Source organism: Caulobacter sp. Root655 (genome assembly GCF_001427665.1).
Taxonomy (GTDB): Bacteria; Pseudomonadota; Alphaproteobacteria; order Caulobacterales; family Caulobacteraceae; genus Caulobacter.
In genome coordinates this window covers 233,438-248,912 of the sequence record NZ_LMHC01000024.1, presented here as the reverse complement: position 1 = coordinate 248,912, position 15,475 = coordinate 233,438, and the positions used below count along the sequence as shown (strand labels likewise).

Annotated in this window: 10 protein-coding genes; 8 read left to right on the top strand and 2 right to left on the bottom strand. The window is 67.2% G+C overall.

Features of this window, described 5'->3' with window-relative positions; translation table 11 throughout:
- The first annotated feature begins 8 nt into the window (after window positions 1-8).
- From ASD79_RS18925 to ASD79_RS18895, 7 genes are all read left to right on the top strand, one after another.
- Window positions 9-809 carry an IclR family transcriptional regulator gene (locus tag ASD79_RS18925; RefSeq protein ID WP_235524521.1) on the top strand — a complete coding sequence of 267 codons (801 nt, stop codon included), beginning with the start codon at window positions 9-11 and terminating at the stop codon, window positions 807-809.
- Between the two features lie 24 nt (window positions 810-833).
- Window positions 834-1,595 (top strand): SDR family NAD(P)-dependent oxidoreductase, encoded by a 762-nt coding sequence (locus tag ASD79_RS18920; RefSeq protein ID WP_056724503.1) that lies wholly within the window; start codon window positions 834-836, stop codon window positions 1,593-1,595.
- A gap of 56 nt (window positions 1,596-1,651) precedes the next feature.
- Complete coding sequence (locus ASD79_RS18915) at window positions 1,652-2,374, top strand: IclR family transcriptional regulator (RefSeq protein WP_235524535.1); 723 nt, start codon at window positions 1,652-1,654, stop codon at window positions 2,372-2,374.
- Window positions 2,375-2,436: 62 nt separating this feature from the next.
- Complete coding sequence (lldD, locus tag ASD79_RS18910; RefSeq protein WP_056724499.1) at window positions 2,437-3,579, top strand: FMN-dependent L-lactate dehydrogenase LldD; 1,143 nt, start codon at window positions 2,437-2,439, stop codon at window positions 3,577-3,579.
- A complete protein-coding gene (locus ASD79_RS18905; protein ID WP_056724497.1) occupies window positions 3,576-4,415 on the top strand; it encodes a rhamnogalacturonan acetylesterase in 840 nt (279 codons plus the stop codon). The genes lldD and ASD79_RS18905 overlap by 4 nt, the downstream gene beginning before the upstream one ends.
- A gap of 225 nt (window positions 4,416-4,640) precedes the next feature.
- Entirely contained in the window at window positions 4,641-7,694 is a 3,054-nt protein-coding gene (locus ASD79_RS18900) for a DUF4982 domain-containing protein (protein ID WP_056724494.1), read from the top strand.
- 12 nt (window positions 7,695-7,706) lie between these two features.
- Window positions 7,707-8,537, top strand: coding sequence for a sialate O-acetylesterase (locus tag ASD79_RS18895; RefSeq protein ID WP_056724492.1), 831 nt, complete (start codon window positions 7,707-7,709; stop codon window positions 8,535-8,537).
- Window positions 8,538-8,653: 116 nt separating this feature from the next.
- Here ASD79_RS18895 and ASD79_RS18890 read toward each other — a convergent pair whose 3' ends face one another.
- The gene (locus tag ASD79_RS18890) at window positions 8,654-9,979 is read right to left on the bottom strand and encodes an oligogalacturonate lyase family protein (RefSeq protein WP_082585040.1); all 1,326 of its coding nucleotides are present in this window, start codon (window positions 9,977-9,979) and stop codon (window positions 8,654-8,656) included.
- An 8-nt stretch (window positions 9,980-9,987) separates the two neighbouring features.
- Window positions 9,988-11,958 carry a rhamnogalacturonan lyase gene (locus ASD79_RS18885; protein WP_304438990.1) on the bottom strand — a complete coding sequence of 657 codons (1,971 nt, stop codon included), beginning with the start codon at window positions 11,956-11,958 and terminating at the stop codon, window positions 9,988-9,990.
- Window positions 11,959-12,254: 296 nt separating this feature from the next.
- On the opposite strand from ASD79_RS18885, the gene ASD79_RS18880 reads away from it, so the two are divergent.
- Window positions 12,255-15,380 (top strand): TonB-dependent receptor, encoded by a 3,126-nt coding sequence (locus tag ASD79_RS18880; protein WP_056724489.1) that lies wholly within the window; start codon window positions 12,255-12,257, stop codon window positions 15,378-15,380.
- The last annotated feature ends 95 nt before the right edge of the window (window positions 15,381-15,475 follow it).

Below are 15,475 nucleotides of genomic sequence, written 5' to 3'. Positions count from 1 at the left end.
CCGGATCGGTGGCGAAGGAAGACAGTTCACGCGTCAAGGGGCCGAGCGGCAGCCAGACGCTCTTCCGGGGTCTCGACCTGCTCGACGTCGTCGCCGATTCCGGCGCCATCGGCCTGCCCGCGCTCGCCGAACGCCTGGGCTTGACGCGCAGCACCACCCACCGCCTGGCCACCGCGCTGGTCGAACGGCGCCTGCTCTCACAGACGCCGCGCGAAGGCTACGGTCTAGGCTCGAAACTGCTGGAACTGGGTTATCTGGCTGGCCAGCAAATGGACCTGCCACGCCTGGCCAGGCCACATCTTGAGCGCCTGTGGGAAGAACTCGAGGACACCGTGCACCTGGGCGTGCTGGACGACGATCGCGCGCACTATCTCGACAAACTCACTGGACGCCGCCGCATCAACATCAGTTCGCGAGTGGGCGATCGCCAGCCGATCCGTTCGACCGGCCTGGGCAAGGCCCTGGTGCTGGACGGCACCGAGGCGCGTTGGCGCGAACTCTATCGCAAGGAAGGGCCGCCGACGCCCGGCGGCCCCGGCGAGGAACAGTGGATCGAATGGATGCGCGGCTACGCCAAGCGTGGCGTGGCCTTCGACCTGGAGGAGAACGAGGATCGCATCCGCTGTGTCGCCGCGCCTGTGCGCGGCCCCGGTGGGCAGATCGTGGCGGCGATCAGCGTCTCGGGCGCGGCTCAATACATGGATGACGCGCGGATGTCGGCGCTTGCCGACGACGTGCGCGAATGCGCCAACGCCATCGGCATGGAGTTGGGCTGGAACGAGAAGAGGGCGCCTGGCGTCAAGCGCTAGGTGTTCGTCTCGAGCGGAGGAACGATGCTTCTCAAGGACAAGGTGGTGCTGGTGACCGGCGCCTCGCAGGGGATCGGAAAGGCCGCCGCCATCGGCTGCGCGCGACACGGCGCCGACGTGGTGATCAACTATCACGGCGACGACGCCGGAGCCGCCGACGCCGTCGCCCAGATCGAGGCCTTGGGCCGTCGCGCCATCGCCGTGAAGGGCGACGTCGCCGAGGCCTCGACGGCAGGCGTCTTCGTTCGGGCGGCCGTCGAGGCGTTTGGCGTGGTCGACGTCTTCGTCAACAACGCCGGAATCTGCCCTTTCCACGCCTTCCTCGACATGCCGCCAGAGATCTTGGAACGGACTCTGCGGGTCAACCTACACGGCGCCTACTACATGGTGCAGGCGGCCGCCAACCAGATGGTCCGCCAGGGTCACGGCGGATCGATCATCGCCGTCAGCTCGATCAGCGCCCTGGTCGGTGGAGAGATGCAGACCCACTACACTCCGACCAAGGCCGGGGTGCACAGCCTGATGCAGTCCACCGCCATCGCCCTGGGCAAACACGGCATCCGCTGCAACTCGGTGCTGCCGGGCACCATCGAGACGGCGATCAACAGGGAAGACCTGGCCGATCAGAACAAGCGCGATTACATGGCCGGCCGAATTCCGCTGGGCCGCTTGGGCGAGCCGGACGATCTGGCGGGGCCGATCGTTTTCCTCGCCTCGGACCTGGCCAGATACGTCACCGGCGCGGCCCTGCTGGTCGACGGCGGCGCTTTCGTGAACCTACAATAGCGTCCATGACGGATTCACTTGATCGAGAAGGCGGCGGACACGGGAGCCAGACCTTGATGCGAGGTCTGGACCTGCTGGATATCGTCGCCCAAGTCGGTCCAATCCCGTTGAAGGCGTTGACCGATCGCATTGGTCTCACGCGCAGCACCACCCATCGCCTGGCGGCCGCCCTGGTCGAGCGAAATTTCCTTCGACTGGGCGTGAAGGGTTATGAATTGGGAGCCAAGCTGTTGCAGCTTGACGCCGTCGCGCGAACCCACCTGTCCCTGCCCACGCTGGCGCGTCCTTACCTGGAGGATCTCGCTCGTCTCCACGGCGATGCGGTCAACCTGGCTATCCGCGAAGGGGGCGACATCCGCTATGTCGATCAGGTTCGCGGCTCGCGGCGGGTCGAGATCCGGTCGGTGATCGGCGAGCGGCGTCCCCTGGCCTCCACGGGACTGGGGCGCGCCATGCTGCTGGACGATGGCGAGGCGGCCTGGCGCGCGGCCTTTCACGACAATCCAGACCGGCCAGGGGGCGTCGACGCCGAAGTCGTGTGGATGGGCCGCATGGAGATCTTCAAGGCCCAGGGCGCGGCGTTCGATGTCGAGGAGAACGCCGACAAGGTCCGATGCGTGGCGGCTCCGATCCGCGGCGCCAGCGGCGCGGTGGTAGCCGCGCTGAGCGTCTCCAGCGTGCCGCAATACATGGACGATGGACGCATGGCCGCGCTGGTCGATCCAGTCAGAGCCGCCGCGCGCGCCATCAGCATCGACCTGGGATGGCGTCCTGACTAAACGCTCGCGTCCGTCGCACGCGCAAGCCCCGCAACAGGCCCATCCAAGCCGCGAGAGCAACCATGATCGTCTCATCGACGACCGACTTCCGGGAAGCGGCCAAGCGACGCCTGCCGCGCTTCCTGTTCGACTATATCGACGGCGGCGCCTATGCCGAGCGGACCCTGGGTCGCAACGTCTCGGACCTGGCCGACATCAGCCTGCGACAGCGGGTGCTCAAGGACGTTTCCCAGGCCGATCTCTCCACCACCCTGTTCGGCGTCAAACAGGCCTTGCCGGTGGCCCTGGCCCCGGTCGGATTGACGGGTATGTACGCGCGGCGTGGCGAGTGCCAGGCGGCCAGGGCCGCCGCCGCCAAGGGCGTGCCGTTCTGCCTGTCCACGGTCTCGGTCTGTGACCTGACCGAGGTTTCGGCCGCCAGCAGCGCACCCATCTGGTTCCAGCTCTACGTGCTGCGCGATCGGGGCTTCATGCGGGACCTGCTGACCCGGGCGGCGGAGGCGGGGGCCTCGACCCTGGTTTTCACCGTCGACATGCCGGTGCCGGGCGCGCGCTATCGCGACGCCCATTCCGGGATGTCGGGGCCGAACGCCGCTGTGCGTCGCCTGATCCAGGCCGCCGGCAAGCCCGGTTGGGCCTGGGACGTGGGCGTGCGGGGCAGGCCGCACACGCTGGGCAATGTCGCGCCCGTGCTGGGCGAGAACTCGGGTCTCGAGGACTTCATGGGCTGGCTGGGGGCCAATTTCGATCCCTCGATCACCTGGCGCGACCTCGACTGGATCCGGGAGTTCTGGAAGGGGCCGCTGATCATCAAGGGCGTGCTGGATCCGGAAGACGCCAAGGCCGCCGCCGATATCGGGGCCGACGGGGTGGTGGTCTCCAACCACGGCGGGCGGCAGCTGGATGGCGTCCTGTCGTCGGCCCGCGCCCTGCCGGCCATCGCCGAGGCGGTGGGCGATCGCCTGACCGTGCTGGCCGACAGCGGCGTGCGCTCCGGCCTCGACGTCGTACGGATGCTGGCCCTGGGCGCCAAGGGCGTGCTGCTGGGCCGGGCCTTCGTCTACGCCCTGGCCGCGCGCGGCGGACCGGGCGTGACCCAGCTTCTCGACCTGATCGAAAAGGAGATGCGCGTGGCCATGGCCCTCACCGGCGTCAATTCCATCGCCGAGATCAATCGCTCCATCCTGGCGGAGACCGCCCGATGAGCGGGCTGCTGCTGTCCCTCGTCGCGGCCCTGGCGATCGCCGGCGCTCCGCAAGCCGCTCCGGCGCCCGAGCCGCAACCGGTTCCAGTCCCGGCGCCCATGCCGGCGCCGGTCGCGCGCATCCTGATCGCCAGCGACTCCACCGCCGCCAACTACGGTTCGGACAAGTACCCGCAGATGGGCTGGGGCATGGTGCTGAAGTGCTCGCTGGACCCCCGCGTCGAGGTGGTGAACCTGGCGCGCGGCGGCCGCTCGACCAAGACCTTCATCGAGGAGGGCCTGTGGGACGCCTTGCTGGCCCAGCTCAAGCCCGGTGACACCGTGCTGATCCAGTTTGGCCACAACGACGCCGACCGGGTGAAGATCGTCCGCTTCACCGATCCGCAGGGCGCCTATGCCGACAACCTGACCCGCTTCGTGGCCGACGTGCGGGCCAAGGGCGGCCAGCCGGTGCTGATGACCCCGATCGCCAAGCATCTGTTCGTCGATGGCAAGGTCCAGGACGCTCACGGTCCCTATGCCGAGGCGGTCCGGGCCGTGGCCCAGCGCACCGGCGCGCCGCTGATCGATCTGGACGCCGACAGCATGGCCGCGCTGCAGGTGCGGGGCGAGGCGGCCTCGCGCAGCCTCTACCTGCTCTATACGCCGCAGGATCATATCGCCCGCTATCCCGATGGGATCAGCGACACGACCCACATCAACGAGGGCGGGGCGCGCCTGGCGGCTGCGCTGGCGGCGGCCCGTCTGGGCGCCCTGAAGTTGCCGGTGTCGGTCTATGTCCGGTCGATCGCGACCGGGGATCCGCCCATCCTCGGCGGTCCGAACTGTCCTGAATAGGAAAGAAGAAACGGAGCGCCTCAAGGCGCTCCGCCGCCCGAACGGGGGAAGAAGGCGGGCAAGTCAAAATGGGGAGAGACAGGGCGGAACGCCAAGCCGGCTCACAGGTAATATTCCAATATATGGAACATTACCTGACATTGTGAGAATGCTTGACATGCGTCGGCTTGTCAAGCCACTGGTGCGAATGGTTGGGAAGTGGCCTGGCCAATTCGAGGCGATCCCATGCCGCGCATCGCGACCCGATGGATTCTTCCCTGGCTCTTCCTGGTGCTAGGCGTAGGTCTGGCTGGGGCTCAGGCGGCGGCCGGCTCCCGCGTCGACCAAGCCTTCAACGACGGCTGGCGGATGGTGGCCGGTGACCTTGCCGGGGCCGAGCGCGTCGATTTCGACGACGCAGCCTGGAAGCTCGTCACCCTGCCGCGCGCCTTCAATGAGGACGCGGCCTTCAAGGTCGATATCCATGACCTGAAAACCGGCGTGACCTGGTATCGCAAGCGCTTCGTCCTGCCGTCGAACCGAGCGGGACCCGCGGTTGGCGGCAAGGCGATCCTGGAATTCGAGGGCGTGCGCCAGGCTGGCGACGTCTATGTCAACGGCGTGCTGGCCGGCGGGCACGAGAACGGCGTGACCGCCTTCGGCGTCGACGCCAGCCGTCTGCTGCGGCCCGCGCCCTACGTCAATGTCGTCGCTGTGCGCGTCGACAGCGACTGGAAATACAAAGAGCGAGCCAGCGGTAGCGGGTTCCAGTGGAACAACAGCAATTTCAACGTCAACTACGGCGGCATACACCGCGCCGTGCGACTGCACCTGACCGGCGACCTGCACCAGACCCTGCCGCTCTATTCCAGCCTCGGCACGACCGGGGTCTATGTCTGGGCCGACGAATTCGACATCAGGGGCGGAGCGGCGCGAGTCCATGCCGAATCTCAGGTGCGCAACGACTCCGCCCGGCCGCGCACTTTCGCCTACCGGGTGACCTTGCACGACGTCGATGGCAAGCCGGCGGGCGCCTTGGCCGGACCGACCGTCACCCTGGCGCCGGGCGAGACGCGGATGGTCACCGCCGAGGCCCGTTTGAAGGACCTCCATTTCTGGAGCTGGGGTTACGGCTATCTCTATGCGGTAAGCACCGCCTTGGTTGAGGACGGCGCGACGGTCGACGAGGTCGTCACCCGCACCGGCTTTCGCAAGACCGCGTTCCGCAACGGCATGATCTTCCTCAATGACCGGGTCATGCAGGTGCACGGCTATGCCCAGCGCACCAGCAACGAGTGGCCGGCCCTGGGGACCGACATCCCGCCGTGGATCAGCGATCTCTCCAATGGCCTGATGGTGCAGAGCGGCGGCAACCTGGTGCGCTGGATGCACATCACCCCGGCGGCCCGGGACGTGCGGTCGGCCGACCGCGTGGGCCTGCCCCAGGCCATGCCGGCCGGCGACGCCGAGAGCGATGTCACCGGTCGCCGCTGGGAGCAGCGGATCGAAGTGATGCGCGACGCTATCGTCGCCTTCCGCAACAACCCCTCGATCCTGTTCTATGAGGGCGGCAACGAGAACATCAGCGACGAGCACATGGCGCAGCTCAAGGCCGTCCGCGACCAGTTCGACCCGCACGGCGGCCGCGCCATCGGCTCACGCGAGATGCTGTCCAGCAAGGTCGCCGAATACGGCGGCGAGATGCTCTACATCAACAAGAGCGCCACCAAGCCGGTCTGGGCCATGGAATATTCCCGCGACGAGGCGGCGCGGAAGTTCCAGGACGACTTCACCCCGCCGTTCCACATCGACAGCCCCGACTACAACCGCAACCAGGACAGCCACGCGGTCGAGGACGTGCGGCGGTGGTTCGACTACTGGCGCGAGCGTCCCGGTGGCGGCGACCGTGTCAGCTCGGGCGGGGTCAACATCATCTTCTCCGACAGCAACACCCACTTCCGCGGCGACAACAACTATCGTCGCAGCGGCGAGGTCGACGCCATGCGCCTGCCAAAGGAGGGCTTCTACGCCCACCAGGTTATGTGGGACGGCTGGGTCGATGTGGAGACGCCCCGCACCCACCTGATCGGTCACTGGAACTACGCGCCGGGTACGGTGAAGGACATGCTGGTGGTCTCCAGCGCCGACAGCGTCGAGCTGCTGCTGAACGGCAAGTCTCTGGGCCAGGGCGTGAAGTCGGACGGCTTCCTGTTCACCTTCAAGGCCGTGGCCTGGGCCCCGGGAACGCTGCGCGCGGTCGGCCGCGACGCCGGTGGCAAGGTCGCGTCGTCAGATGAGGTCGTGACCACCGGCCCGGCCGTGGCTCTGCGTCTGACGCCGCATGTCAGTCCGCTAGGTTGGCGGGCCGACGCGGCCGATATCGCCCTGGTCGATGTCGAGGCGGTCGACGCCGAGGGACGGCGTGTGCCCACAGCGCTCGATCTGGTGAAGTTCGACGTCTCCGGTCCCGTCGAATGGCGCGGCGGCATCGCCCAGGGCGACTCCAAGGCCGCCGCCAAGCCGACGCAGGCGCCGGCCTCCACGCCGGGCAATGTCGCAACCGGGGCGCACACCGTCGATGGCGTGACGTCCTATGCTGGCGCTTCGCGCGGCGACGACAACTACATCCTGTCGCGTGACCTGCCGGTCGAGGCCGGGATCAACCGCGTGGCCCTGCGCTCGACGTTGGACGCGGGCAAGGTGACGGTGAGCGCCCAGGCCGAGGGCCTGAAGCCCGCGACCTTGACGCTGGACGTCGCGACGCCGGCGGCGATCGACAGGCCTTTGCCGGTTAGCCTGGCGCGCGGCCCGACGCCCTCGACGCCGTCGTTCAGGGTCCGCCGGGTGATGGTGAAGCCCGCCGCGACGGTGGCCGGCTCGAACCCGGCGACCGTCGGCCTAGCCCAGGACGACGACGAGACCACCCACTGGGCCAGCGACGGCCAACTGGCCAAAGCCTGGATCGAGTACCAGCTCGACAAGCCCCAGGTGCTGAACGAGGTGGTCCTGAAGATGATCGGCTGGCGCCTGCGCTCCTATCCGCTGCGCATCACCATGGACGGCGTCACGGTCTATGAGGGCGAGCCAGCCAAGAGCCTGGGCTACGCCACCCTGCCGCTGAAGCCGGTGAAGGGGCGCAAGCTGCGCATCGCCCTGACCGGCCCCACCGTCGACCGCGACGCCTTCGGTAAAATCGTCGAGATCACCGGCGCCAAGGCGGGGCTGGATACCGGCGCCGAGAAGGTTGCGGCGGGCGGTGGTCTGGGCATCATCGAGGCGGAGCTCTATCGGCGGCCGTAGGGAGTAGGCGCGATGCGATATCGATCCATCGGCCGGCGGCTGGGCCTTCTGGCCTGCGTCGCGGCGGCGACGGCCATGACGACGATCGTCGACGCCAAGGCAGGTCCAGAAATCTACCTGCTGGCCGGACAGTCCAACATGTCGGGGCGCGGTCTGCTGGCGGACCTGATGCCGGAGGAGCGGACCGCCGATCCCGCCATCCAGCTTTACGGCAATGACGAACAATGGCGCGTGGCCTTGGATCCGCTCGATGATGCGGCCGGGCAGGTGGACGCCGTCTCCGCCGACCCCAAGGCGGCCGTCGGTCCAGGCCTGTTCTTCGCGCGTGCGCTTCGCCGGATGCACGGGGGTTCGGTGCTGCTCGTGCCTTGCGCCAAGGGCGGCTCGTCGATGGAAGAGTGGACGCCCTCCGACCGCCGCGACACCCTGTATGGCGCGTGTCTGGCCAGGGCGCGGGCGGTCGGCGGCCACGTGGCGGGCATCCTCTGGTACCAGGGCGAGACCGACGCGGGACGTCCGGAAACGGCCAGCGTCTGGCGATCCGACTTCGAGGCGCTGGTCGCTCGGTTTCGCCTGGATCTAGGCGACGATCGCCTGCCGGTCGTGATGGTCCAACTGGCCGATCCGCCTTCGCCAGAGGTCAGCGCGCCGAAGACCTATCCTGCCTGGTCAGGGATCCAGGCCGCCCAAGCGGAGCGTCCGCCTTCATGCGTCGACATGGTGTCGGCCAAGGGCTTGCCCCGCAAGGAAGACGAGCTTCACCTGACGACAGAAGCCCAGAGACAACTGGGCGGTCGGTTGGCCGTCGCCATGGACGGTTTGCGGGGACGCGGCTGCCGCTGAGAGAGGCTCCGCTTTGGCCCACGTGGGTTTGAGCGGCTGACACTTGCCCCCACCTGACCGCTTCGCGGTCTGTCAGCGGCGAGGGGGCGGAGCCTTCGCGTGCTGGCGGAACCTGCCTACGGAGCCGCCTTGGCCACCTCGACCGCATAGACGTGGTTGGCCCCGTGCATGTTGGAGCGGAACACGATCCACTTGGCGTCCGGCGTGAAATTGACGTTGGGCTCCAGGCGGTAGTCGTGAGCCTTCATGTTGACCAGGCGCTCGGTGTCGAGGACGCCCGGCTGGATCAGGGCCTCGGAGCCCGGCGCGTGGATGCCGGCGACGTCGGGGATGGCGCGCGGGTGCATCAGGTACAGCCACTTGCCGTCCGGCGCATGGGCGACCATCTCGCTGTCGCCGCCGTCACCGGCGAACAGCTTGCCGTCCGGCGAGCTGTTGAAGTGCACCGACCAGGCGTTACGGTCCAGGTGCAGCCAGGTGCGCTTGCCCGTCGCGATCTCATAGCCGGCCACCCAGAAGTCCTCGCCGCGCGGGGTCTGCAGGTCGTACCAGACGGTCTTGCCGTCGGCGCTGAACCATTCGTGGCCGGCGATCTCCATGTTCATCGCCCGGGTGTGGATCTTGACCGGCGGGTCGGCGCGATCGGTGCGCACCAGCCACAGGCGGTCGACCTTGTGCCAGGGACCCTCATGGCAGAACATCAGCAGGTGCGGATCGGTGGGCGAGAACTGCAGGTGGTTGAGCCAGTCCGTGGCCTGGTGGACGACCTTGCGCTCGCCGGTCACGGTGTTGATCGTGAAGATCTCCATCGGGATGCGGCTGTCCAGGCGCGCGTTCAGTTGCACCTCGCGGCCCTCGGCATAGGAAAGCTCGCGGCCGTCGGCGCCCTTCACGTCGTCGGGCCTTTTGGGCAGGGCGTCGGCCAGGTTGGGCGGAACCGGAACGTCGATGCGGTTGGCCACGCCGGCCAGCAGGGTCTCGTCGGCGTTGATGGTCTGGATGCCGACGCCGCGTTCCAGCTTGGCGACCACGCGGACTTTGCGGGTTTTGGGATCGGCCGCCTCGACCGCGCCCGTGCCGTCCTCGGCGGTGCGCTGGTAGTAGACTTGGCCGGTCTTGCGGCCGACGAACAGCAGCCGCACCTTGCCGTCGACGACCGGCTTCAGGGCGTGGGTCTTCAGATCGACGGCCGAGATGCCGTCGGGCGTGCTGATCATCAGCATCGACCCGTCGGGCGTGTAGCCGTTGAAGTTGAAATAGAGGCTGCCGCTGCCGGGCTTGTCCGACAGGCGGATTACGCGGTGGCCGGTGTCCTTGTCGATCCATTCGCGTGGCGGCTCGGGCTGGCCCGGCTTGGCGGTCGTCATCATGTCCTGGGCGCGCGCCGAGGGCGCCAGGATCGCCAGGATCAGCGCCAGGGCGGAAAGGAGAGGGGCTTTCATCGTCGGGCTCACTTGGTCCGGATGTCGGGATGGGCAGGCGTTTTCATGCCTTCGCCCAGATAGAAGCTGGTGTGTGGCGGCTGGTTGTAGGCGGTGTTCTGCCAGGCGATCGACAGTCGATACTGCGGGTCGTGCATCAGTGTCACCAGCCGCCGCTGGGTGGGATAGGGCGTGGCGTAGATCCGCAACGTGTGATTGTCCTCGGCCCTCCAGATCACCTCCTCACGCCAGTCGCCCAGGATATCGGCCGACAGGGCGGGGGTGGCCTTGGTGCCGTTGTTCGAGGCCACGCCCTGGGCGGTCAGCAGGGGCTTGGCCTCGCCGGTCTTCCAGTCCCATTTGCTGATCTGGTTGCGATCGAGCAGTTCGCGCAGGTCGTCGCCGTCCCACCAGATCGCGAAGTTGGTCTGGCGCGGGTGTTTCATCCCGTCGATCGGTTTGCCTTGCGCGGTGTAGAGCAGCTCGCTGTTGCTGCCCCAGGCTTCCTCGCCCGGAAAGCGCGGATCCATATCGGCCGACAGGCCCCGGCCGGTGTCCCTCTCGGTGGGGGTGGTCCACAGCACCTTGCCGGTGCGGGCGTCGAGCATGGCCGCGCCGATCCCGCCGTTCCTGCCCGGGCTCTCGTGGACGCCGAACTTCTCCAGGCCCGGACGGGTGGGGTCCAGGTCGCCCACGTGCATGGCGTCGCCGTGGAACAGCTCCGCGCTCCACAGGCCCTTGCCGTCGTCGTCCACCGCCATGGAGCCGTAGATAATCTCGTCGCGGCCGTCGCCGTCGACATCGGCGACGCTGAGCTGGTGGTTGCCCTGGCCGCCGAATTTCTCGTTGCCGGGCGCGGCGCTGTCGAACAGCCAGCGCCGGGTCAACTTGCCGTCCCGCCAGTCCCAGGCCGCCAGGGTGGTCCGGCCATAATAGCCGCGGGCGAAGATCAGGCTGGGCCGCTGGCCATCCAGATAGGCCGTCGCGGCCAGGAAGCGGTCGGAGCGGTTGGCGTAGCCGTCGCCCCACACCTGCGTCATCTGTTCGGTGGTCGGGGCGTCGGTGCGCGGGTCGCGGGGCGGACTGTAGGGCGCGCTGGCCAAGGCCTTGCCGGTCAGGCCGTCGAACACCGTCAGGTATTCGGGGCCCTTGAGGATGCGGCCGGTCAGGGACGCCACCTTGGTCCCGTCGGCCTTGGTCACCGCGCCGGTGCGGTCGGCCTGCGGAACCTCGCCGTCCTTGCCGCGCCAGTCGGCGTTGGGGTCGCCCAGCATCTGGCCGGTCCCATCCACCGTGCCGTCGCTGGTGCGCATGGCCACCTCGGCCCTGCCGTCGCCGTCCAGGTCATAGACCTGGAACTGGGCATAGTGGGCGCCGGCCCGGATGTTGCGGCCCAGGTCAATGCGCCACAGCCGCCGGCCTTCCAGCGTATAGGCGTCGATATAGGCCGAGCCGGTATAGCCGCCGAACGCGTTGTCCTTGGAATTGGTCGGGTCCCACTTGAGGACGATCTCATAGCGGCCGTCGCCGTCCAGGTCGCCCACGCTGGCGTCGTTGGCGGTGTATGAATAGGCCTCGCCGTCCGGCGTCACGCCATCGGGCGGCGGCTGGATCGGTATGCTCAGATAGCCGTTCGCCCAGACCTCGGCCGGCTTGCTGGCGGCGGCTTCCTGGCCGCTGACGACGGCGCGGACGATATAGGTCGCCGCCGGGCCGCCGGCTTCGTCGACGAAGTCGGTGGGTCCGGTCAGGGGCGCGGCGTTCAGTTTCGCTCCGTCGCGATAGAGATTGAAGGCGATCTTGGCGGGATCGTCGCCCAGCAGCCGCCAACTGACCAGCACCCCGCCGTCGATCGCCGGCACGGCGACGAGGCCGCGGTCCAGCGCTTCCATCCGGCGCGGCGCGGCCAGGGCCGATCCGCTCACGGACGATAGCGCCGTCACGCCCAGAAGGATCGCCATCGCGACCCGCGCGCGCCGGTTTTCCCCACGCTTGCTCATGCGTCGAACCCTTTGGTTTCCCCGTTTTGCGGCTCGCGACGGCCGTTCTTGGCGGCCTTCAAAGCCGCGCCGCCGCAGCGTTGTCAGCGATCCTGCTCCTTACATCACGGAAACTGGATTGTGTCTTCCCACAAAATGCGTTGACATCTCAATATATGGAACTATTCATATTGTATGAAAAATGCGCCGACGTGCGCCGTGAGCAGCCCGCCGGAGGGCTGCCTCGGTCGTGGTCGAAGCGCCCAGGGTCCTTTTCACCGAGGACGCCTAGGTCATGGTTAGAGGGAGGGAACCCAATGCTTGCAACCACTCGCGGCCGCCGTGCGGCCGTCGCCACGACATCCTTGTTGGCCCTGGCCGCCGGCCTGGCCTGCGCCACCGGCGCATACGCCCAGAGCGCGGCTCCGGCCGCGAGCTCGAGCGCCGAGGCCAACACGATCGAGGAAGTGGTCGTCGTCGGCACCCGCGCCAGTCTGCAGTCGGCCATGAACCGCAAGAAGCGGAACGGCACGATCTCCGACTCGATCGTCGCCGAGGACATCAGCCAGTTCCCCGACAAGAACGTCGGCGAGGCCCTGGGCCGGATCACCGGCGTGCAGCTGGCCCGCGACTTCGGCGAAGGCAACGCGGTCTCGATCCGTGGCGTGGAGCCCGATCTGAACCGCGTCGAAATCAACGGCATGAGCACGCTGTCGACCGCGGGCAACCTGCAGGTCTACGGCGGCGGCGGCCGTTCCAACGACTTCCGTGAACTGGCTTCGGAGCTGGTCCAGTCGATCGACGTGTTCAAGGGCTTCACCGCCGACATGACCGAAGGCGGCGTCGGCGGCACGGTCTCGGTGAAGACCCGCAAGCCGCTGGACTTCAAGAAGCCGGTGTTGTCGCTGACCGCCTCGGCCCAGAACCTCGACACCACCGATAGCTGGAAGCCGCGCGGCAATATCTTCGCCGCCACCACCCTGTTCGATGGTCGCCTCGGCCTGATGGCCAACGTCACCTATGACGACGTCGACACCCGCGGCGACTATGTCCGCAACTCGTCGTGGGGCCGGTTCGCCGACTTCGACGCTTCGGCCGACAAGACGGTCCCGTACTACAGCAGCGCCTACAACTCCCAGATCAACGACCTGGCGCGCAACGTCACCACCCAGGCCGGCTGCGCCGCCCTGACCACGCCGGACGCGACCCAGATCTCGACGACCAACCTGCGCTCCGCCTGTACGTCGCAGTGGAACGACTACGCGCCGCGTACGGCCCGCTACGGCGTCTGGACGCGCAACGACGAGCGGATCTCGGCCGAGTTCACGGCCCAGTACCGCTTCACCGACAAGATCGACGCCTGGGTCAGCTACAACCGCAACGACCGCACCCAGACCCTCAACGACATCAACTACGGCACCGACTTCACCACGGCCAACCGCCTGCGCAACACGGCCACGGCCACCACCTGCTCACCGACGAACACCACGGCCAGCGCGGTCAAGGTCGACGCCAACCACAACGTCATGGGCTACACGCTGGGCAACTGCGTGAACACCACGGGGGTCGGCGGCAACAACGGCTTCGGCATCAGCGCCCGCGACTTCAGGTACGACACGACCAGCAATTACTACAACTTCGGCGCCAACTATCGCGGTGACCGCCTGCAGGTCGAGTTCCAGGGCTCCAAGGCCGACACCAGCACCGTGTCGCAGACCAACAATGTCAGCGTCAGCTTCGACACACCCGGCATGTCGGTGACGCTCGATCCGGCGACCGGCAACCCGTCCTTCGCCTTCGCCAGCGGCTTTAGCCCCACCGACGCCTCGGCGATCCGCCAATGGCAGATCCAGTACCGCCCGTCGAACAACGGGTCGAAGGAAGAGCAGTACAAGCTCGACTTCGACTACGAGACCCACCTGCCGTTCATCACTAAGATCGAGTTCGGCGGCCGCGCCACCGACTTCTCGACCAAGGGCTACGGCTACGGCGGCTTCATCCTCGACGGCGGGGCCAATCCCTCGTCGCTCCTCGACGACACCGTGATCTATTCCAACGCCATCAATTCGACGGCGGTGATCTCCGCGACCCAGCTGGCGGACCAGACTGATCCGGCGCTCGGGGTTCCCAGCACCACCGGCTACTGGACGTCGGGGGAAACCTGGTCGCGCGGCTTCTCCAACGCCCTGTTCGGCTCGGCGATGAACCCGTTGCCCAGCGACTTCTACTGGGGCGGCGGCTCGATCCCGTCCAACTGGAACTATCCGGACTTCGACAAGGTGTCGCAGAACCTCGACACCTCGCACTTCAACCTGAACAACCTGGAGAACACCGTCGGCAGCGACGGCAAGCCCCACAGCCAGTTTCCGTATCGCATCGCGGAAAAGACCGATGCCATCTACCTGAAGTTCGACTACAACTTCCCGCTGGGGAGCTACGAGATCGACGGCAACTTCGGCTGGCGCCGGGTCCACACCCAGACGACCGGCGAGGGTGTTTCGAGCCGCAGCGCCACCTACGGGGCGACCAGCTTTGTGCTGAGCAATTCCCTGGGCAAGATGACCAAGGACTACACGGTCTGGCTTCCCAGCTTCAACGTCGGCCTGTGGTTCATTCCCAACAAGCTGTCAGTGCGCGCCGGCTTCGCCGACCTGATGGCCCGTCCGCGCATGGACTTCCTGATGCCGACGGTGGCGTGCACCACCGACGCCTCGCCCGACGCCAACGGCGAGTTCGACGAGCCGAGCTGCAACGCCGGAAACCCGGAGCTGAAACCCTACCGGGCCAACCAGTACGACCTCAGCTTCGAATACTATCCCAATCAGGACACCCAGGTGTCGGTCGGCCTGTTCAAGAAGGACATCGAGTCGTTCTACGTCTCGTCCCGCACCCTGATCGGCAAGCGCGACGTCTATGGGGATGGCCAGCTCTACAACTACAACACCTACATCAACGGCCAGGGCGCTAAGATCTCGGGGGTCGAAGTGACCGCCAAGACCGCCTTCACCTTCCTGCCGGGCTTCCTCTCGGGCTTCGGCGTCGACGTGAACTACACCTACCAGAAGGCCAAGAACGTCCGGCTCTTCTCGCAGCTGGACGGCTCGCCGCTGCCGTTCCCGGGCCTGTCCTCGGACAGCGCCAACCTGACCCTGTGGTACGACAAGGGCCCGTTCAACGCCCGCCTGGCCTACAACTACCGCTCCAGGTACCTGGTGTCGGCCGCCGACAATTCGCTCCAGCCCGTCTATCGCGACTCGACCGGCTATCTCGACGGCAAGGTCACGGTGAAGCCCGGTTTCAGCTGGGCGCCTGGCCTGTCGTTCTTCGTGGAAGGCAAGAACCTGACCAAGGAAGACGAGCGTTCGACCGCCGGCGACATCCGCCTGACCGAACTGGCCTACTTCGGCCGTCGGTTCTTCGTCGGCGCGACGATGAAGTTCTGAAGCGTTTTCGAGCGAAGTGGAGACCGGTTCGCGTGAAGAAAACGCGTCAAGGTGAAGAGTCTGGGCGGATGGGCGTGACTTCGGGAGCGACGCGA